Below are 19,336 nucleotides of genomic sequence, written 5' to 3'. Positions count from 1 at the left end.
GAGCGAGCGAAAGGCGGGGCGATCACCATGGGCGAGCAGCACGTCTCCGAGCAGGCGAGCGAGGAGCAGCACAAGGCGTTCATGCGGGCGCTGCTCGACGACGTGGAGGCGCTCGAGCGCCTCCTCCTGGAGGATCGCATCGAGTCCGGCGTGCGTCGCATCGGCGCCGAGCAGGAGATGTTCCTCGTCGACCGAGCGCTCCGGCCCGCCCCGCTCGCGCTGGAGGTGCTCGAGCGGGCCGCCGACGCTCGGCTCACGACCGAGCTCGCTCGCTTCAACCTGGAGGCGAACCTCACCCCGCTGCCGTTCGGCGGCGATTGCCTGCGGCGGCTCGAGGCCGAGCTGTCGGAGGTCATCGGGCGGGCGGCCGAGGCCGCGCGCGCCGCCGGCGCCGACGTCCTGCTCACGGGCATCCTCCCCACCCTGCGCGCCGGCGACCTCCGCCTCGAGAACCTCACGCCGGCGCCTCGCTACCACGAGCTCAACCGCGCGCTCCTGCGGCTGCGCCAGGGCGACTTCCGCGTCTCGATCCACGGGCTCGACGAGCTCGAGATGACCCACGACAACATCCTGCTCGAGTCGTGCAACACGAGCTTCCAGGTCCACCTCCAGGTCGGGGCGCGGGAGTTCACGTCGCTCTACAACCTCGCCCAGGCGGTGACCGCGCCCGTCCTCGCCGCCGCTGTCAACTCGCCGCTGCTCCTCGGGCAGCGGCTCTGGCACGAGACGCGGATCGCCCTCTTCGAGACCTCGGTCGACACCCGCCCGAGCGCTCTCGAGGGCCGGCAGCAGAGGCCCCGCGTCCACTTCGGCGACGGCTGGGTGCAGGGCGGCGTGCTCGATCTCTTCCGCGAGGACATCGCGCGGTTCCGCGTGATCATGACCGCCGATCCCGGCGAGCCCCCCGCGGCCGTGCTCGCGCGCGGGGAGGTGCCGGACCTCAAGGCCCTGCGGGTCCACAACGGCACCGTCTACCGCTGGAACCGCCCCTGTTACGGGGCCCTGGCCGGGGTCGCGCACCTGCGCATCGAGAGCCGCGCGCTGCCCTCGGGGCCCACGGTCCTCGACGAGGTCGCGAACGCCGCCTTCTTCTTCGGCCTCATGACCGGCCTCGCCGACGAGCACCCGCGCATCGACCTCGAGATGCCGTTCGAGGACGCCAAGGCGAACTTCTTCGCGGCGGCCCGCCACGGCCTCAAGGCGCAGCTCACGTGGCTCGGCGGCCGGAGCCTCCCTGCCCCGGAGCTCATCCTCTCGCACCTCCTCCCCGCCGCCCGGGCGGGCCTCTCGGCCGCGGGCATCGACGCCTCTGACGTCGACCGGTACCTCGGCGTCGTCGAGGAGCGGGTCCGCCGCGGCCAGACGGGCGCGCAATGGACGCTCGGCTCGCTCGCGGCCATGGCCGGGCGGGGCACCCCGGAGCTGCGAAGCCGCGCCCTCTGCGCCGCGATGCTCGCCCGCCAGCGGGAAGAGGCCCGGGGCGGCGGGGCCGGGCGCCCGGTGCACGCGTGGGAGCCCGCCACGCTCGAGGACGACCTCGGCCTCGTGCGCGACAGCTACCGGACCGTGGGCCAGTTCATGTCGACCGATCTGTTCACGGTGCGTCCCACCGACATCGTCGACTTCGCCGCGAGCGTCATGGCCTGGCGGCACGTGCGCCATGTCCCTGTCGAGGACGAGCAGGGCCGGCTCGTCGGCGTCGTCTCCCACCGCGCGCTGCTGCGGCTCATCGCCCGCGGCGCCGCAGCGGCGCCGAGCGGATCCGCGCCGCCCACGGTGGCGTCGATCATGCGGCCCGACCCGGTGACCGTCGCGCCGGACACGCCGACGCTGGAGGCGATGCGGATCATGCGCGAGCACCGCGTCGGCTGCCTGCCCGTCGTCGCGGGCGAGCGGCTCGTGGGCATCGTGACGGAGCGCGATCTGCTCGACGTCTCGGCGGCGCTGCTCGAGGCCTTCCTGCGCGAGGCGTGAGCGGGCGTGGCTGCCCGTGACGCGCGCGCCGGAGCTGCAGAGAGAGAATGAAACGCAAAGGCGCAAAGGCGCAAAGACGCAAGAAGAAGCGAGAAAAAAAATCCTTCTCGGCGTCTTTTTGCGCCTTTGCGTCTTTGCGCCTTTGCGTTTTTGATTCTTCGACCGGCCGGCGATCTAGAGACCCTGCGGGAGCAGCGCTCCCGCGCGGAGCTCACAGATCGCTGATCTCGACGCACGTCATCGCGTCGCCCTTGGCCTGGCAGTCGAACACGGTGCCGTACGCGTTGAAGAAGCCCTGCTTCGTGCGCGTGACGTGGTACCGCGTCCCGTCGATCTGCCGGATGCTCGTGTAGCTCCCCTGACAGCCGATCGCGCCGAAGCTCGCGAGCAGGAGCCCGAAAATCAAAGAACGCTTCATTCGCCTGCCTCCGTCGTTACCTCGACCTCGGTGCACTCCGCCTTGCCCGGCGCGTCAGGGCACATCCACATCGCAGGCTGGTTGTTCTTGTGACCGGCCACATACACATAACCCGGCGCCGCCGGCGCCGAGTCGCTTGCAAATGTCGCACACCCGGCGAGCGCCGGAGCGCCGCAGAGCAACGCACTGCATAGAATGATTTTCCGCATGGCCAACCACGCTATCGGCAAGCTCAACCGTGGGCCAAATTAGCGCCCAGGCTGCCCCAACCGTCCTTCCTCCCACGTCGCTTCCTCGTGGAGCGCCTCGCCGCCTGCGACCCCCTCGCCGCCCACGGTTGACACGCCGCGTTAGCACACCTAAGGGAATACCCCCAACCGGTGTGCGCTGGCACGCCGGGATCCGGGGGGCTGCGCGGGGCGCGCGGGGCGGGCTCGCGATGGGCTCTCCGGCAGCAGAGGAGTCGACATGGCTTCAGGCAAGAATGGGAAGGGCGGCAAGGACCGGGTGGCGGTCGTTGCCGGGCTGCGCACGCCGTTCACCAAGGCGGGCACGGCGCTCAAGGCGCTTCGCACCGTCGATCTCGCGGCCACGGTGGTCAAGGAGCTCCTCCAGAGGAGCGAGGTGACCCCGCGCGACGTCACGCTGGTCGTCTACGGCCAGGTGGTGCCGACGCTCGACTGGCTCAACATCGCGCGCGAGGTCGTGCTGCGCACCGGCCTGCCCAAGGACACCGACGCGTTCAGCGTCTCGCGCGCGTGTGCCACGTCGCTCCAGGCCATGACGAGCGCCGCCGAGGCGATGCTCGCCGGCCAGCACCACGTCGCCCTCGTCGGCGGCGCCGACAGCATGAGCGACGTGCCGCTCGGCGTCTCCCGGAAGCTCGCCTCCGCGCTGACCGACTTCCAGAAGGCCAGGACGCTCGGCGCCCGGCTGGAGATCGTCTCCCGCCTCTCGCTCAAGGACCTCGTGCCCCCGATCCCGGGCTTCTCCCGCGAGCCGACCACGGGCGAGCAGATGGGCGAGGCCGCCGAGAAGATGGCGAAGCAGAACGGCATCTCGCGCGCCGAGCAGGACGCCATCGCCCACCGCTCGCACACGAACGCCGCGCGCGCCTGGCGCGACGGCACCTACGCCGCCGAGGTCATGCACGTGATCCCCCCGCCTTACGACAAGCCGGTCGAGCGCGACAACGTGGTCCGGGACGACTCGACCCTCGACGCCTACGCGAAGCTGTCGCCGGCCTTCGATCGGCGGCACGGCACGATCACCGCGGGCAACGCGTCGCCGCTCACCGACGGGGCGAGCGCCCTGCTCCTGATGCGTGAGAGCAAGGCCAAGGCGCTCGGCTACCAGCCGCTCGGGTACGTCAAGTCGTGGTCCTACGCGGCGGTCGACCCTGGCTGGCAGCTCCTGATGGCCCCGGTGCTCGCCGTGCCGCGGGCGCTCGAGCGCGCCGGCCTCTCGCTCGCCGACATGGACCTCGTCGACATGCACGAGGCCTTCGCCGCCCAGGTCGCGTCCAACCTGAAGGCGCTCGCGTCGCCGTCGTTCGCCGCGGAGAAGCTCGGCCGGTCCGCCCCCGTCGGCGAGATCGATCCGGAGAAGCTCAACGTCAACGGCGGCTCGATCGCGCTCGGCCACCCCTTCGCGGCCACGGGAGGACGCATGGTCCTCTCCACGCTCAGAGAGCTCAAGAAGCGCGGCGGGCACCACGCGCTCCTCACCGTCTGTGCCGCGGGCGGCCTCGGCGCCGCCGTCGTCCTGGAGGCCGCATGACCACGACATCCGCCGCCGCCACGCCGGCCCCCGCGGCCGCGAGCCCGCTGTCCCTCGAGGTGCGCCCCGACGGCGTGGCCGTCGTCACCTACGATGTCCCGGGCGAGGCGGTCAACACGCTGAAGCCCACGTTCACAGGCGATCTCGAGCGGATCGCGGGCCAGATCGCGAGCAACCCGCTCATCAAGGCGGCGATCCTCGTGTCCGGCAAGGCCGACACCTGGATCGCGGGCGCCGACATCGAGATGCTGAAGAGCGTCTCCACAGCGGCCCAGGCCGAGGCGATGTGCCGTGCCGGCCACGAGGCGATCCTGCGGATCGTGCGCTCGCCGAAGCCGATCGTCGCGGCGATCCACGGCGCCGCGCTCGGGGGCGGCCTCGAGGTGGCGCTCGCCTGCCATGCCCGGGTGCTGAGCGACGACCGGAAGACGGTGCTCGGCCTGCCCGAGGTGCAGCTCGGCCTGCTCCCCGGGATCAACGGGCTCCAGCGGCTCGCGGAGCGCGCCGGCCTGAACGCGGCGCTCGACCACGGCCTCACCGGCAAGAACATGCGCCCCTCGAAGGCGCGGCAGCTCGGCGTCGCCGACGACGTCGTCCCCGCGGCCATCCTGAGGGAGACGGCCGCGGCGCTCGCGCTCAAGCTCGCTGCGGCCGGCCCGCCGTTCCGGCCCAAGCGGGCGAGCGCGCCGAAGCTCGACTCCGCCGCGCTCACCCGCGCTGCCCTCGAGCGGAACCCGATCGGCCGTGCCCTGCTCTTCCAGCAGGCAGCGCGGCAGACGCGCAAGAAGACCGGCGGGCACTACCCGGCGCCCGAGCGGATCATCGACGTGCTGAGGACCTATGCCGAGAAGGGCTTCGAGGCGTCGAAGGAGGTCGAGGCGCGCGCGTTCGGCGAGCTCGTCGCGTCGAGCACGGCGCACCGGCTGATGGAGCTCTTCTTCGCGACGAACGCGATGAAGAAGGACACCGGCGTGGACGACCCCGCCGTGCAGCCGAGGAAGGTCGAGAAGATCGCGATGATCGGCGCCGGCCTGATGGGGGCCGGCATCGCCTATGTCAGCCTGAACGCCGGCATCTCCGTGCGGCTCCGGGACCGCGACGACGCGTCGATCGGCCGCGGGCTCAAGGTCGTGGCCGACATCCTCGGCGAGCGGGTGAAGAAGAAGCAGCTCACGCCGCTCGAGCGCGACGAGAAGCTCGCGCTGCTCACCGCGACGACGGACGGCTCGGGCCTCCGGAGCGCCGATCTGGTGATCGAGGCGGTGTTCGAGGAGCTCGCGGTGAAACAAGCGGTCCTGCGGGACGTCGAGCAGCACGGCAAGGACGGGGTGATCTTCGCGTCGAACACGTCGTCGATCCCGATCTCCCGGATCGCGGCCGCGTCGAGGCGGCCGGAGAACGTGGTCGGGATGCATTACTTCAGCCCTGTGCACAAGATGCCGTTGCTCGAGGTCATCCGGACCGAGGCGACGTCGCCCGAGGTGGTCGCGACGGCGGTGGCGGTCGGCAAGCGCCAGGGCAAGACGGTCATCGTCGTGAACGATGGAGTCGGCTTCTACACGAGCCGGATCCTCGGACCGTACATGAACGAGGCGAGCTGGCTGCTCGCCGAGGGGGTCGCGATCGAGCAGGTCGACGCGGCGCTCGTCGCGTGGGGCTGGCCGGTCGGCCCGCTCGCGCTGCTCGACGAGGTGGGCATCGACGTGGCGGCGCACGTCGGCCCGATCATGCTCGAGGCGTTCGGCGACCGCCTCGCGCCGCCTCCCACGATGGCCAGGCTGGTGTCCGACGACCGGAGGGGCCGCAAGAACGAGCGGGGGATGTACCTGTACGGCGCGGCGGCGAAGAAGAAGGGCAAGGGCAAGCACGCCGACGAGGGCGTCTATGGCGTGCTCGGGCTGCCGGTGCCGAGGGCGAAGGACAGCCCGCCGGTGCCGGTCGAGGAGATCCAGCTGCGCTGCTCGCTCCAGCTCGTGAACGAGGCGCTGCACTGCCTCGGCGAGGGGATCCTCCGGAGCCCGCGCGACGGCGACATCGGCGCGATCTTCGGCCTGGGTTTCCCGCCGTTCCGCGGCGGGCCGTTCCGTTACGTCGACGGCCTCGGCGCCGCGGAGGTGCTCCGCCGCATCGAGATCTACGAGCGCCGCTTCGGCAAGCGCTGGACGCCCGCCCCGGCGCTCGTCGAGGCGGCGAGGACCGGGAAGCCCTTCTACGGCTGAAGAGAGAGAAGAAAAAAACGCAAAGGCGCAAAGGTGCAAAGGCGCAAGGGAGAGAGAAAGATTCATTTCTTCTTCTCCTTGCGTCTTTGCGCCTTTGCGTCTTTGCGTTGTAAATTCTTCATCCATCCATCACGCTCGCCGTTTCAATCGAGCTCCGCGGCCACATCCGACCCGGCCCCCGGGCCCTGATGGCCCGCGCCTTGCTCTCCTCTCGGCGAGGGACAGACCGCGCGGGAGGGGGCCAGTCATGCGGAAGTGCATTCGTGACGCGGTGGTCGTTATCACCGGGGCATCTTCGGGCATTGGCAGGGCGGCCGCGCTAGCGTTCGCGAGGCGCGGCGCGCGGGTCGTCATCGCCGCTCGGAACGAGGCGGCCCTCGAGGAGGTCGCCGCCGAGTGCGCCAGCGTCGGCGCGCGGGCGCTCGCCGTCCCGACGGACGTGAGGGACGAGCACGCCGTCAGGGCGCTCGCCCGCGCCGCCCTCGAGGTGTTCGGCAGGATCGACGTCTGGGTGAACAACGCCGCCGTGTTCCTCTACACGCGAGCGGACGAGGCGCCCTACGAGGCCTACCGCCAGGTCATCGAGACGAACCTGCTCGGTTATGTGCACGGGGCGCGGGCGGTGCTGCCCTGTTTCCGCGCGCAGGGCGCCGGGGTGCTCATCAACAACGTCTCCGTTCTTGGCAAGTTCGGCGCGCCGACGATGAGCGCCTACGTCATCTCCAAGTTCGGGGTCCTCGGACTCACGTCCTGCTTGAGACAGGAGCTCTCCAGCACGCCGGACATCCACGTCTGCAATCTCCTGCCCGCGACGATCGACACCCCGATCTACCAGCACGCCGGCAATTTCACCGGCCGCGCCGTCCAGCCGATCCGGCCGATCGTCGACCCCGAGCGGGTCGCGGCGGCGATGGTCTCCCTCGCCGAGCGGCCGCGGCGCGATGTCTACGTCGGCGCCGCCGGCCGCATCACCGCCGCGGCGTTCGTCGCCTTCCCGGGCCTCATGGAGCGGCTGTTCGCGGCGTACACGCTCCGCGCGACCTTCCTGGATCGCGCGGCGCCGCACACCGACGGCAACCTCTTCGTGCCCATGAAGCACTGGACCGGCGTGACCGGCGGATGGCGCGCGTCCTCGGGCGTCGCCGCGCTCCTCGACACCGTCCGGGCCTTCGCCGGCCTCGCGCTCACACTCCCGTCCACGGCGGCAGAGCGCCTCAGGCCACGATGACATTGCCGTCCTGGCACCTTCCGTACGCGATTCCCCAGCCATCTTGACGCGCCATCGCCCCCGACGTGTCTCTCAACCTCGGGGGTCCTGTGACGTGTTCTCCACCGAGTCCCGGCATGCTGCGCCCATAGCAACGATTCAATTGAAATAAGGAGGCGCAACAATGAGCCGTTATGTGGCGCGCACGCTCCGGAGCGATGACTTTTCGACTCTGATGGACCTGGAGACGACCCTCTTCGGCGGCGCGGGCGAAGGGGAGCTCGGGCGGTATTACATCCGTCTTTGCTGCGACTTCTTCAAGGACTCTTGTTTCATGGTCGAGGCCGCGGGCAAGCCCGCGGGCTACCTGCTCTCCTTCACGCGCGGCAAGGAGGTCTACTGCACGACCCTCGCCGTCCTGCCCGAGTATCAGGGCTCCCGCGCGACGCACACGCTGCTCCGCGCGTTCGTCGGGTCGATCCTTGGATGGGCGGAGTCGTGCTGGTTCACCGTCGAGGAGGACAACCACGCCGCGCGGGCGCTCCACGCCATGCTCGGCGCCAAGGAGATCGAGGTGCGCCCCGATTTCTATGGAACCGGACACCCGCGCATCATCTCGCGCATCGATCGCGACGCGTTCATGGCGCTCCGGGCCCGCTTCGAGAAGGTGGGGCTCGTCGATCGCCCGGCCGAGGCGAAGGAGCCGCGCGCGGCGGAGAGCGGCACCATCGCCGCGGTGGCCTGAGGCCGACGGACCATGACGACCACCGCTCCGCTCGACCACGGCCGCCGCGCGCCGGCGGCGGGCGATCGGCCCTGGACCGAGGCGCTCTCCATCGCCAGCCGGGTCTCCGGCGTGATGGGGCTCGCGCTCGACACCGTGTTCCGGACCAGCCTGCTGCCCACGCTGCCCGCCTCGCGCCACCGCGAGAGGGCGCGCCTCCTTCACGGGATCGCGCGGGACCTGTGCGCGCTGCACTCCCTGCGCGTCCGCGTGACCGGCGCGCTCCCCGCGTCGCCGTTCGTTGTCGTGGCCAACCACGTCAGCTACCTCGATCCGATCCTGCTCGCGTCGCTCACCCCCTGCACCGCCATCGCGAAGCAGGAGATCGGCAGCTGGCCGATCATCGGCGATCGCGCGCGCGATCTCGGCGTGCTGCTCGTCGATCGGCAGCGCCCGGCGAGCGGCGCGCGCGTGCTCCGGAGCGCGCTCCGGGCCCTGCGCCATGGCGTCCCGGTGCTGAATTTCCCGGAGGGCTCGACCACCCGCGGAGAGAAGGTCCTCCCGTTCCGGAAAGGCATCTTCGGCGTCACCCGGCTCGCGGGCGTCCCCATCGTGCCCGCGGCCATCACCTACGATGATCCGGAGCTCTGCTGGGCGGGCGACGACACCTTCCTCCCCCATTTCCTCCGCTTCTCCAGCCGCCGAGAGGCGAGCGCCCGCATCGCCTTCGGCCCGTCGCTCGGCGATCACGGCGGCGCGGCGGATCTCGCGGACCGCGCCCGCGCCGTGATCCTGGACCTCTTGAGCCTGTAGGAGATCTCATGTCTCAACAACGAGCAGCCGCGTACCTGCGGCACGGGCAGACTCCGTTCTTTCGCCTCCCGACGGCGGGATTCCACGAAGCCGGCGCGTCCGCCTATTCCGGCGCCGACGCCGTGCTCCTCGGCGTCCCGTGGGACGGGAGCGTCACGTACCGCCCGGGCGCGCGGTTCGCGCCCTACGAGCTGCGCCGGGTGAGCGCGCTCGTGCAGTCGTATCACCCCGGCCACGGCATCGACGTGTTCCGCGCGATCGACGTGCTCGACGGGGGCAATGTGCCCTTCCCCCCGTTTCACGCAGACTCCGTTCGCGAGTTGATCCAGGCCTCGGTCGACGAGGTGCTCGCGGCCGGCGCGGCCCCGTTCGTCGTCGGCGGCGACCACTCGATCGCGCTCCCGGTGCTCCGCGCGCTGTCGCGGCGCCACGGCCCCGTCACGGTCGTTCACGTCGACGCGCACCTCGACACGAGCACCTCGGAGGTGTGGGGCGAGCCGTTCCACCACGGCACGCCGTTCCGCAACGCGATCGAAGAGGGGCTGATCGGGCGGAGCGCGCTTCACCAGATCGGCATCCGTGCCACGTGGGGCCACCCGGAGGAAGGCGCCTTCGCGGCGCACGCCGGGGCGACCCTGTACGGCATGGATCGGATCGACCGCGACGGCGCTCCTGCGATCGCCGCCGCCATCAGGGCAGCCGCGGGCGAGTCGCCCGTCTACATCTCCTTCGATATCGACGGCATCGACCCGGCCTATGCCCCGGGCACCGGCACGCCCGTGCCCGGCGGGCTCACCTCACGCGAGGCGATCCAGCTGCTCCGCGGCCTCGCGGGGATCAACCTGGTGGGCATGGATCTCGTCGAGGTATGCCCCGCGCTGGATCACGCCGACATCACCCTCCACCTCGGCGCGCACCTCCTGTTCGAGGGCCTGGCTCTCCTCGCGACGCGCAAGGGCGACCAGCGCGACCAGCGCGGATGACGCGAATCGACGAATCCACGCGAATCGTGGAACCGCGGAATCGCGACACATGAATCCGCTCAATCCGCTGGCGCCCGCCGCCATTCCGGTGTCACATAAGAGACACTGGGATGACACGCTCGCCCGATCTATGCGGCCGCTACGCCGAGCTCCCGCAGCTCGATGATGCCTGGGCGCGCCTCGCGCGCACCCACGGCGGACGGGAAATAGCGATCGGGACGTCCGCAAGCGGACGACCCTTGCGGCGCTACGACTTCGGCAATCCGCTGGGTCCGACGTTCCTGCTGACGTCGCTCATGCACGGGGTCGAGGTGATCGGCGGGCTCGCGCTGCTCGATGCGGTCCGGTCGATCCTGGCGAGCGGACGAACGGGCGCGGCGGCGCGGGCGCGGCTCGTCGTGGTGCCGGTCGTCAACCCCGACGCGTTCGCCGACAACCTGGAGCGCCTCCGCGGCGAGCGGCGGGCGTCGCAGCGCTGCAACGCCCGCGGCGTGGATCTGAACCGGAATTTCGCGCCGCTGTCCTCGTCGCGGCCGCTGCACCCGTTCGCGGGCTCGCGGCTCCGGTGGTCGCCGCACTACACGGGGCCTCACGCGTTCTCGGAGCCCGAGTCGCGCGCCCTGCGCGACGTCGCGCTGGAGACGCGGCCTGCGCTCGCGATCGGCTTTCACAGCTGCGGCAACCTCCTGCTCTACCCGTGGGCGCACACCGACATGCCCAACCCGCGCGAGCCGCTGTACCGGGCCCTCGGCGACGCCTTCTGCCGGGCTTTGCCGCGCGAGCGGTACGAGATCCGCCAGGCGGCGCACTGGTACCCCACGATCGGCGACATGGACGACTGGCTCGACGCCAACCTCGGAACGCTCGCCTTCACGGTGGAGGTCAGCCGTCCTGCACGCTCCTTCCGCGACATCCGCCGGCTGCTGAACCCGTTCTGGTGGTTGAACCCGCGCGAGGCCGACGAGGCGATCGCCAACGTCGTCCCCGGCGTCGGCGCGCTCCTCTGCGACGCCCTCGACCGCGGCGTGGGCGGCGCGGCCTCGCGGGCGGCCCCGCCGATCGACGCGCCGCCTGCGGAGCTCTTCGCCGACGCCGCCGAGTGAAACGGCCGCGCGCTCCGTGCGCTCGCCGGGCGCGCGGCTGCCTCTGGCCGCCATCCCGCGCTGGCCAGAGGGCGACGGCGGCGAAAGCTGTCGAAAAGTGCCAGTCCCGCGCGCGGCATCCACTATCCTTCGGGCGTGGACGCCGCCACGCCCCGCATACCGCCGACCGTGCGGATCAGCCCGAGCGCGGCGGCTCGTCAGGCCGGCGCCGACGAGTCGGACATCTGGCAGCACACCTCCGACGAGGTCGTCGACGGCAAATACCGGCTGGTTCGACCGCTCGGGCGCGGGGGCATGGCCGAGGTCTGGCTCGCCGTGCACGTCACGCTCAAGACCGAGCTCGCCGTGAAGTTCCTCAGCGCCTCGCTGACCGGCGACGCGGAGCGGAGCCGCACCGTCCTGGAGAGGTTCCGGTTCGAGGCCCAGATCTCGGCCCGCCTGAGCGCGCGCACACGGCACATCGTCGCGGTCCACGACGCAGGGGTCCACGACGACATCCCTTACCTGGTGATGGAGTACATCCCGGGGCGAACGCTGTTCGCCGAGGTGCGCCACAAGGGGCCGATCGATCCGGCGCGCTTCGGGGACATCCTTGATCAGATCGGGGACGCGCTCACCGTGGCGCACGACATGGGCATCGTGCACCGCGACCTGAAGCCTTCGAACGTGATGCTCGTCGACACGCCCGGCGCGGAGCTGACGGTGAAGGTCGCGGATTTCGGCATCGCCAAGGCGCTGCACGGCGATCTGGGCCTGGATCGGCCGCAGGAGACGGAGGCCGACGTCATGCTGGGCTCGCCGAACTACATGAGCCCGGAGCAGCTCGCCTCGCCGCTCGCGGTCGACGCGCGGGCCGACGTCTGGGCGCTCGGCGTGCTGGCCTACGAGGTGCTGACGGACTGGACGCCTTTTCAAGGCAACAGCATCGCGGAGATCATCGTGGCGGTCAGCACCCGCGATTTCGAGCCTGCCACGGAGGTCCGGCGGTCGCTTCCCCAGGGGCTCGACGCCTGGTTCTCGCGCGCCCTCGCGAAGGGGCCGGCGCAGCGGTTCGCCTCGATCCGCGAGATGGTGGGGGCGTACCACGCCGCGCTCTCTGCGCCGCCGCCCGAGCCGCCCGCGGAGGTCGCGCCGCCGCGGCGGCCCCGGGTGGCGCCCGCCGTGGTGCTGGCCTGCCTGAGCGTGCTCGGGGGGACCGCCGCGCTGGCGGCGCGCCTGCTCGATCGGCCGCGCCTGGAGCAGCCGGCGCGGCTCATGGCCCCCGGCGTGCGGGGCGCGCTCCAGGCGGTCGCGCTGCGCTCACCGCCCCCACCGCAGCAGCCCGCCGCGGCCGAGCCGCCGGCCACGACCGAGCCGCCGGCCTCCGCAGCGGCGCCTGCGCCGCCTTCCTCCGCAGCGCCTGCGCAGCCGCGCTCGTCCCAGCGCCGCCTCGGGGCTGACAAGGCCGCCCCGCGCGCGACGGCGACCGCCGCGCCCACGGTGCCCCGGCGCCGCAAGGAGATCGACAAGAGTGAGACCTTTTGAGCGGCGGCTCATCACGCTCTGCAGCGTCGCCATGCTCGCGGCGGCGCCGGCGCGCGCGCTCGCCGTCGGGGCCGAGGAGGACGCGAAGACGCTGTTCGCCCGGGGCCGCGAGCTGCGGAGCACCGGGCAGTGCGAGCAGGCGGTCCTCGCCTTCCGGAGCGCGCTGGAGATCTACCCCGAGGGGCTCGGCGCGCTCCGGAACATCGCCGAGTGCGAGGAGGAGCTCGGCCGCTATGCCTCGGCGAGGCGCGACTGGTGGGATCTCCGGCGCGCCGCGCTCCAGTCCAACGAGGCGAAGTACGCCGGGTGGAGCGATGACGCCGAGGCCCGCTACCGGGCGCTCGGCGGCAAGGTCGGGACGCTGACCGTCCGGCTGAAAGGCGCCGAGGGGCGGCCGCCGGTCCAGGTGGTGCTGGACGGCAAGCCCCTCGACCCGAGGCTCCTCGGCGTCGAGCTCGAGCGCGATCTCGGCGCCCACACGGTCGAGCTGTTCTACGGCGGCGCCGCGCCGATCGCGGAGCGCGCCGAGCTCACGCCTGGCGCCCGTCAGGTCGTGACGCTGACCGTGCCCGCGCCGCTCCCGGCGCGCGACGCGCTCTCCGCGCCGAGCGCCTCCGGCACGCCGGCCAGCGGCATTCGCATGGGCGGCTACGTCGCGCTCGGCGTCGGCGGCGCTGGCGCGATCGCGACCGTCGTGGCGCTGGCCGTGCGCGCCGGCGCGCTGTCTGCGGTCGAGGAGGGGTGCTCCCCTGCCGGCGGAGGCGCCTACGAGTGCCCGCCGTCGCTCCAGGGCGACTACGACACGGGCAAGACCGCCTCGACGCTCGCCGGCGTCTTCGCCGGCGTCGGCCTCGTCGGGATCGGCGCCGGCGTCACGCTGCTCCTGCTGAGCCCTTCCGAGCCGACGGCGCCGGCCGCTGGCAAGCCGGCGGCAGAGCTCGTCCTCACGCCAGCCCCGGGCGGCCTTGGCTCGCGCCTGCTCGTGAGGTTCTGAGGTCTGGCGATCGGACGCGGCCGGCGCCGCGACACGGCGGCGTGGGAGCGCGCGTCGCTGAGCTTGTCTTTCCGCACCCGGGCGCTACCCCATGATCGAGGCGAGGGCGCGCGAGGCGGGGAGGTCGAGATGAGCTCACAGCGAAACAAGATCCTTGGTTCGATTGCAGGGAGCGGCGCGGTCGCCGTCCGCGGGGCGGCGGAGGCGCTGTTCTCGGCGGCGGGCAAGAGGCTCCTCGACGACGGCGCGCGGGAGGGCCTGCGGCGCGTGATGGTCGAGAACACCACGGCGGTCGTAGACGCGCTCGCGCCCGGGCTCTCGCTGGGCGCGCAGACGGCGGCGAAGATCATCGGGGATCAGGGCGGAACGCAGGCCGCCGCGATCGTCGTGCAGGCAGCGGGGCGGCACGCGGGCCAGGCCGCGCTCACCGACGGCGTCTCGGCCACGGTCGCGAAGGGGCTGGCCCGCGAGGCGATGAGGGCCGCGGGCCGGGAGATCCTGAAGGGCGCGGGCAAGGCGGCCGGTATCGGGTTCGTGCTCGACGGCGCCTTCGGTGCCTACGAGGGCGTCACGGCCTACCAGCGAGGCGAGATGACGAAGAAGGAAGCGCTCGCGCACGCGGCGCAGGAGGCCTCGACAGGCGCGGTGGCGACCGGCGCCGGCGTGCTGCTCGCGGCGGGCCTCGTCGCGGTGACCGGCGGCGCCGCGGCGCCTCTCGTCTTCGCGGTGGGCGCTGGCGGCGCGATCGGCGCGAAGCAGGTCCTGCGGCGGCTCGTCGGCCGGGTGTCCTCGAAGGTCCTGGCCCGTAACGTCGGTGACGAAGGCCAGGTGGGATGACGCCACGAAGGTGGCGTGTGTCCCGGCCAGCGCGCTGACCGACTCGACCTCTCCTCGCGCGCGGCCCTGCGTTCCTCTCGTGCATCGGCCCCGCAGCGCCCATGTGGCAATTGCCTTCCGTGCCTTTCGGCACCGAGTTCCCGGCCGGCCGGACGGCATGTGTTGGTTTCGAGAGCTCTTCATGGCGGAGGATGGCTATCGAGGGAACTACCTTCGAGGCGTGACGCTGGACGGGCAGATCTTCGATTTCGCGCGCAACGCGCGGAGCATGAGAGAGCTCTCCGGCGTGTGCTCCTCGCCCGACGGCAAGGCGCTCTTCGTGAACCTGCAGGAGGACGGCCTCACGCTGGCGGTCATGGGCCCGTTTCCCGAGGTCGGCGCCGGCGCCGGCGCCACGATCCGAGCGGGCATGTCGGCGCCCGGCACCGGGTAGGGCGGCGGCCGGTCCGAGCGCCTGGAGCGCCGGGCGGAGCGGACTCTCCTTCCGCCTCGGCCTCCCCGCCCCTCTCGCCGATCAGGGCGCTCGTGCGCCCGCGCCGCTCAGAACGGCGGCGGCGCCGTCTCGCCGGCCGGCAGCGGACCCGGCTCCGGCGCGTGCTCCGACTCGACAGGCGCTGGCGCGGCCCCTGGCTCCACCGGCCGCGGCCCCTCGCCTGGCGCCGGCGGGGTGCCCTGCTGCTCGGCTGGCGCCCCGCCGTCCGCCGGCTCCGCGCCCGCGTCCGCCTCGGGGACCTGCGCCTCCTCGGTCGGCTCCGTCCCGGCGACGAACACCTCCTCGATGGCGTCTTCCTGCCCCTCGCGCGCGAGGAGACCCGTCAGCGGATCGATCTTCACGCGCACGACGCCGCTCGGCACCGGGAAATCGGCGGCCGGGCGCTTCGCGTGCGCCTGCTTCATGAAGTCCACGAACGCCGGCAGCGCCGCCATGGCGCCCGTCTCGCCGCTCCCGAGCGGCGCCGCGTCGTCGTAACCGGTCCACACGGCGCACGCGATGTCGGTCGAGTAACCCACGAACCAGGTGTCCTTCGACTGGTTCGTCGTCCCCGTCTTGCCGGCGATCGGCCGCCCAAGCGAGCGCGCCTGCCTGGCGGTCCCGCTCTGCACGACCGACGTCAGCACGCTCGTGAGCACGTAGGCCTCCGCCTCCTCCATCACGCGGTGCCCCGGACGGCGTGGCGGCAGCGGGATCTCCACCCCGCCGGGCCCGACGATCTTCGTGATCAGGACCGGCTGCTCGTGGACGCCGCCCGCGGCGATGCTCGCGTACGCGGCGGCCATCTCGCGCGGCGTGACCTCGTAGGCGCCGAGGGCGAGCGACAGGTCTGCGCCGAGCTTCGACTGGACGCCGAGCGCGCCGGCGAAGGCGACCACGTTCGAGGCGCCGACGCGCGACAGCGCCGACACCGCGGCCACGTTCACGCTGTGCGCCGCCGCCTCCCGGAGCCGCGCCGGCGACTTCCCCTCGCTCTCGTCGTAGTTCTGCGGCTTGTACCCGGCGATGGCCAGCGGATCGGTGTCGAGGATCGTCGCCGGCGTCAGCGTGCGCGCGTGGATGCCGTAGCCGTAGACGAACGCCTTGAACGTCGACCCTGGCTGCCGCCGCGCGAACGTCGCCCGGTCGAGCCCGCCGCGCACCGCCTCGTAGCCGCCGACGAGGGCGACGATCTCGCGCGTGCGCACGTCGATCGCGACGAGCGCCCCCTCGGGTCCGAGCTCGAGCCGCAGCGGCACCGGAGCCGCGGGCTTCCCCGGTTTGCCCGCGGGCGGGGCGCGCCCTGCCTCTCCAGCGGCGTCCTCGTCCTCTTCCTGGCCTGCGGCGGCTGCTTCGACGACCGGCTCCGGCGCGGGGCCGATCAGGCTGACGCGCACCACCTTGTCGACGTCGGCGAACTTGCTCGGCGGGAGCCCGTTCGGGTTGTACCGCTGCGCGCCGCGGAGCGTGACCGTGCCTTCCAGCGTGCCCACGCGCACCGAGAGCGTCCCTCGGGCGTCGTCGGCGCCCGTCACGACCCCCCGGAAGACCTTGTGGCCGGCGGGCGTCCCTTCGAAGGCCGGCGGCTCTTTCTTGCTCCGCGCGAGCGGGCCGAGCAGCTTGTGCCGCTTCGCGTAGGCGTCGAGGTTCTTGCGGACGGACGCGCGCGCCGCCGCCTGCATCGCCGGATCGATCGTGGTCGTGATCGTGTAGCCGCCTTGCTGCGCGGCGGGCCCGACGAGCTCACGCAACAGGCGCTGCGCCTCGCCGACGACCTCGGGCGCGAGCTCGGCGAGCGATTCGGTCTCGATGGCGAGCACGACCGGCTCCTGCTTCGCTTGCGCCACCTGGATCTCGTCCGCGAAGGCCTTGCGCTGCATCTGATCGAGCACGAAGTCGCGCCGCGCCACGGCGCGCTCGAGGTTCACCCGCGGCGAGTACACCGAAGGCCCCTTCACGATGGCGACGAGCAGCGCGGCCTCGGCGAGCGTCACGTCGCGCACGCCCTTCCCGAAGTAGTAGCGGCTCGCCTCCTCGACCCCGTAGCGGCCGTGGCCGAAGTAGATCTTGTTGAGGTAGAGCTCCAGGATCTCGTCCTTGGTGAGCTCCTGCTCGATCTTGCGGGCGAGGATGATCTCGCGCGCCTTGCGGTTGAAGGTCCGATCCGGCGTGAGCAGGACGTTCTTCACGACCTGCTGCGTGATGGTGCTCGCGCCCTGCCGGGCCCGGGTCGAGCGGAGGTTCACCGCGAGCGCGCGGAGCATGCCGAGGTAGTTCAGCCCTGCGTGCTCGTAGAAGCCTGCGTCCTCGGCGGCGAGCGCGGCCAGCTTCACCTGGCTCGGGATCTCGCCGATGCGCACAACGGTGCGCCGCTCGGTGAAGACCTCGCCGAGGCGCGTCCCGTCGCGCGCGAGGATGCGCGTCACCTGCGGGGGCCGGTAGTCCTTGAGCTCGTGGGTCGAGGGGAGATCCGCCTCGTAGTGCCGGATGACGAGCGCGATCGTGGCGGCGGCGAGGACGAGCAGGGCCGCGAGCGCGATCCCGATGCGCTTCGCCCACGTCGCGATCCTGGGGCCTCTCTCCTGCGGGGGAGCGCCGTCCGGCTGGCTGGGCAAGCGCTGCGCGCCCTCGAGGTGCGGCGCGCTCGCCGGCCGCGTTGCCCCGCTGATCCGCTCCGGCGGCTCGCTCCCTCGCCCCGGCGGCCCCGACCGCCGCGCCGGCGGCTCCGACGCCTGACGCAGCGGGTCCGACGCCTGACGCAGTGGATCCGACGCTCGACGCAGCGGGTCCGACGCTCGACGCAGCGGCTCCGATGCCTGACGCAGCGGGTCCGATGCCTGACGCAGCGGCTCCGACGCCCGATCCGGCGCATCGGTCTTCCTGACCGGATCGTTCTCGTTTCCCCCTGGGTTCCGTGATTGCTCCGAGGCCATGACGCCGTCCCCGTGAACGCTGGCGCAGGCGATGCGCATCCAGAGCGCCCGGCGCGCCGGCGCGGCGACGCTAGCACGCCCACGGAGGCCCGCCTGGATCCGGGGCGCGCTCGCGGAGGATCAGCCCTGGAACAGCCGCATGGCCACGATGGTGATCAGGATGCCTGCGATCAGGCAGCCCGCCGCGATGCCGACGAGGAGCAGCGGCTTCGCCTCCGCCTTGGCCGGCGCCTTGCTGGGCGGCTTGGCGAGGGGCACCGGCGCGGGCGCTGGCTTCGCGGACGGCGCCGGCGGCTGCTGGACCATCTTCACCGTCTTCGCGGGCGACTTGAACGCGGACGGCGCGGACGACTTGTTCGCCTGGAGCGCGGCGGCGTGCTGCTTCGACGCTTGCTCGAGCACCGCGTTCGCCTTCTTCGGCATCATCGCCGTGTAGCCCTTGCCCGCGCCGCCCGCGAACGGCTTGAGCGCGTCCGCGAACTCCGCGGCCGACTCGAACCGATCCTCGGGCCGCTTCTCGAGCGCCTTGCCGAGCACCGCGCTGAGCCCCGGCGGAAACTGTTTCCCGGGGACGCGGTCATCGAGCGGGATCGGGTTCCTCGTTACGTGGTGCTGGATGTACTCCATGGGCGTGCGCGCCTCGAACGGCAGCTTGCCCGTGAGCACCTCGTACAGGATGGTCGCGAGCGAGTAGATGTCGCTCCGCGCGTCGAGCACCTTGCCCTGCGCTTGCTCGGGCGACATGAACTCCGGCGTCCCGAAGACCATGCCCTCCTGCGTGAGCATCACCGACCCCGGCCTGAGCTCGCGCTCCGTCACCTTCGCGAGGCCGAAGTCGAGCACCTTCGGGTAGTCCTTCAGCCCGCCGTTGGTCGACAGAAAGATGTTCTCGGGCTTGAGATCGCGGTGCACGATCCCCTGGATGTGCGCCTCTTGCAGCGCGCCGCAGACCTGGATGAGGACCGGGATCGCGCGCTCGACGGGCAGCGGCCCTTCCTTGCGGACCACCTGGTTCAGGTTCTTGCCCTCCAGGTACTCCATCACGATGTACAGCGAGCCGTCCTCGAGCTCGCCGTAGAGCAGCACCTTGACCGTGTTCGGGTGCGTGAGGTGGCTCATCGCCCGCGCCTCGCGGCGGAAGCGAGAGACGAGATCCTTCCGGTTCGCGAGCTTGGGGTGGAGGATCTTCACCGCCACCATCCGGTTCATCGCCGGCTGTGCGGCCTTGTAGACCGACCCCATGCCGCCGGAGCCGATCTTCTGAAGGATCTGGAACTGCCCTCCGAGCAGATCTCGACCGATATTCGGGTCCGGACCGGCAGCCATGCGTGGAGCCGGAAAATACCACGCAACCCA

16 protein-coding genes are annotated in these 19,336 nt (G+C 71.9%); 12 read left to right on the top strand and 4 right to left on the bottom strand.

Going from position 1 to position 19,336, the window contains the following annotated elements; genetic code table 11:
• Window positions 1-27: 27 nt before the first annotated feature.
• Complete coding sequence (locus WMF45_RS00385) at window positions 28-1,974, top strand: CBS domain-containing protein (protein ID WP_437714988.1); 1,947 nt, start codon at window positions 28-30, stop codon at window positions 1,972-1,974.
• 211 nt (window positions 1,975-2,185) lie between these two features.
• On the opposite strand, the gene WMF45_RS00380 is transcribed toward WMF45_RS00385, so the two are convergent.
• Both WMF45_RS00380 and WMF45_RS00375 read right to left on the bottom strand, forming a co-directional pair.
• Window positions 2,186-2,392: a hypothetical protein gene (locus WMF45_RS00380; RefSeq protein ID WP_012232684.1), complete on the bottom strand. Its 207-nt coding sequence runs from the start codon at window positions 2,390-2,392 to the stop codon at window positions 2,186-2,188.
• Entirely contained in the window at window positions 2,389-2,601 is a 213-nt protein-coding gene (locus WMF45_RS00375; RefSeq protein WP_437714987.1) for a hypothetical protein, read from the bottom strand. The genes WMF45_RS00380 and WMF45_RS00375 overlap by 4 nt, the downstream gene beginning before the upstream one ends.
• A 259-nt stretch (window positions 2,602-2,860) precedes the next feature.
• Here WMF45_RS00375 and fadI point away from each other — a divergent pair, with 259 nt between their 5' ends.
• From fadI to WMF45_RS00320, 11 genes are all read left to right on the top strand, one after another.
• Entirely contained in the window at window positions 2,861-4,171 is a 1,311-nt protein-coding gene (gene fadI, locus WMF45_RS00370) for an acetyl-CoA C-acyltransferase FadI (protein WP_437714986.1), read from the top strand.
• Entirely contained in the window at window positions 4,168-6,390 is a 2,223-nt protein-coding gene (fadJ, locus tag WMF45_RS00365; RefSeq protein WP_437714985.1) for a fatty acid oxidation complex subunit alpha FadJ, read from the top strand. The genes fadI and fadJ overlap by 4 nt, the downstream gene beginning before the upstream one ends.
• A gap of 247 nt (window positions 6,391-6,637) precedes the next feature.
• Window positions 6,638-7,618 carry an SDR family oxidoreductase gene (locus WMF45_RS00360; RefSeq protein WP_437714984.1) on the top strand — a complete coding sequence of 327 codons (981 nt, stop codon included), beginning with the start codon at window positions 6,638-6,640 and terminating at the stop codon, window positions 7,616-7,618.
• A 163-nt stretch (window positions 7,619-7,781) separates the two neighbouring features.
• Entirely contained in the window at window positions 7,782-8,342 is a 561-nt protein-coding gene (locus WMF45_RS00355; RefSeq protein ID WP_437714983.1) for a GNAT family N-acetyltransferase, read from the top strand.
• Between the two features lie 12 nt (window positions 8,343-8,354).
• The gene (locus WMF45_RS00350) at window positions 8,355-9,134 is read left to right on the top strand and encodes a lysophospholipid acyltransferase family protein (RefSeq protein ID WP_437714982.1); all 780 of its coding nucleotides are present in this window, start codon (window positions 8,355-8,357) and stop codon (window positions 9,132-9,134) included.
• A gap of 8 nt (window positions 9,135-9,142) precedes the next feature.
• Window positions 9,143-10,117 (top strand): agmatinase, encoded by a 975-nt coding sequence (gene speB / locus WMF45_RS00345; RefSeq protein ID WP_437714981.1) that lies wholly within the window; start codon window positions 9,143-9,145, stop codon window positions 10,115-10,117.
• 110 nt (window positions 10,118-10,227) lie between these two features.
• Entirely contained in the window at window positions 10,228-11,220 is a 993-nt protein-coding gene (locus WMF45_RS00340) for a M14 family metallopeptidase (protein ID WP_437714980.1), read from the top strand.
• A gap of 135 nt (window positions 11,221-11,355) precedes the next feature.
• On the top strand, window positions 11,356-12,744 hold the full coding sequence (locus tag WMF45_RS00335; RefSeq protein WP_437714979.1) for a serine/threonine-protein kinase: 1,389 nt from the start codon (window positions 11,356-11,358) through the stop codon (window positions 12,742-12,744).
• Window positions 12,731-13,738: a tetratricopeptide repeat protein gene (locus WMF45_RS00330; protein WP_437714978.1), complete on the top strand. Its 1,008-nt coding sequence runs from the start codon at window positions 12,731-12,733 to the stop codon at window positions 13,736-13,738. Before WMF45_RS00335 ends, WMF45_RS00330 begins: the two co-directional genes overlap by 14 nt.
• Before the next feature lie 129 nt (window positions 13,739-13,867).
• Window positions 13,868-14,575: a hypothetical protein gene (locus WMF45_RS00325; RefSeq protein WP_437714977.1), complete on the top strand. Its 708-nt coding sequence runs from the start codon at window positions 13,868-13,870 to the stop codon at window positions 14,573-14,575.
• A 181-nt stretch (window positions 14,576-14,756) separates the two neighbouring features.
• Window positions 14,757-15,008, top strand: coding sequence for a hypothetical protein (locus tag WMF45_RS00320; RefSeq protein WP_437714976.1), 252 nt, complete (start codon window positions 14,757-14,759; stop codon window positions 15,006-15,008).
• A 107-nt stretch (window positions 15,009-15,115) separates the two neighbouring features.
• On the opposite strand, the gene WMF45_RS00315 is transcribed toward WMF45_RS00320, so the two are convergent.
• Both WMF45_RS00315 and WMF45_RS00310 read right to left on the bottom strand, forming a co-directional pair.
• Complete coding sequence (locus WMF45_RS00315) at window positions 15,116-17,662, bottom strand: PBP1A family penicillin-binding protein (protein ID WP_437714975.1); 2,547 nt, start codon at window positions 17,660-17,662, stop codon at window positions 15,116-15,118.
• A gap of 438 nt (window positions 17,663-18,100) precedes the next feature.
• Window positions 18,101-19,306 carry a serine/threonine-protein kinase gene (locus WMF45_RS00310; RefSeq protein ID WP_437714974.1) on the bottom strand — a complete coding sequence of 402 codons (1,206 nt, stop codon included), beginning with the start codon at window positions 19,304-19,306 and terminating at the stop codon, window positions 18,101-18,103.
• Window positions 19,307-19,336 lie beyond the last annotated feature (30 nt).

The organism is Sorangium sp. So ce448, assembly GCF_051520915.1.
Lineage (GTDB): Bacteria > Myxococcota_A > Polyangia > Polyangiales > Polyangiaceae > Sorangium > Sorangium cellulosum_B.
Note: the sequence above shows the minus strand (reverse complement) of the source record. Positions and strands in the feature narration are given on the sequence as shown.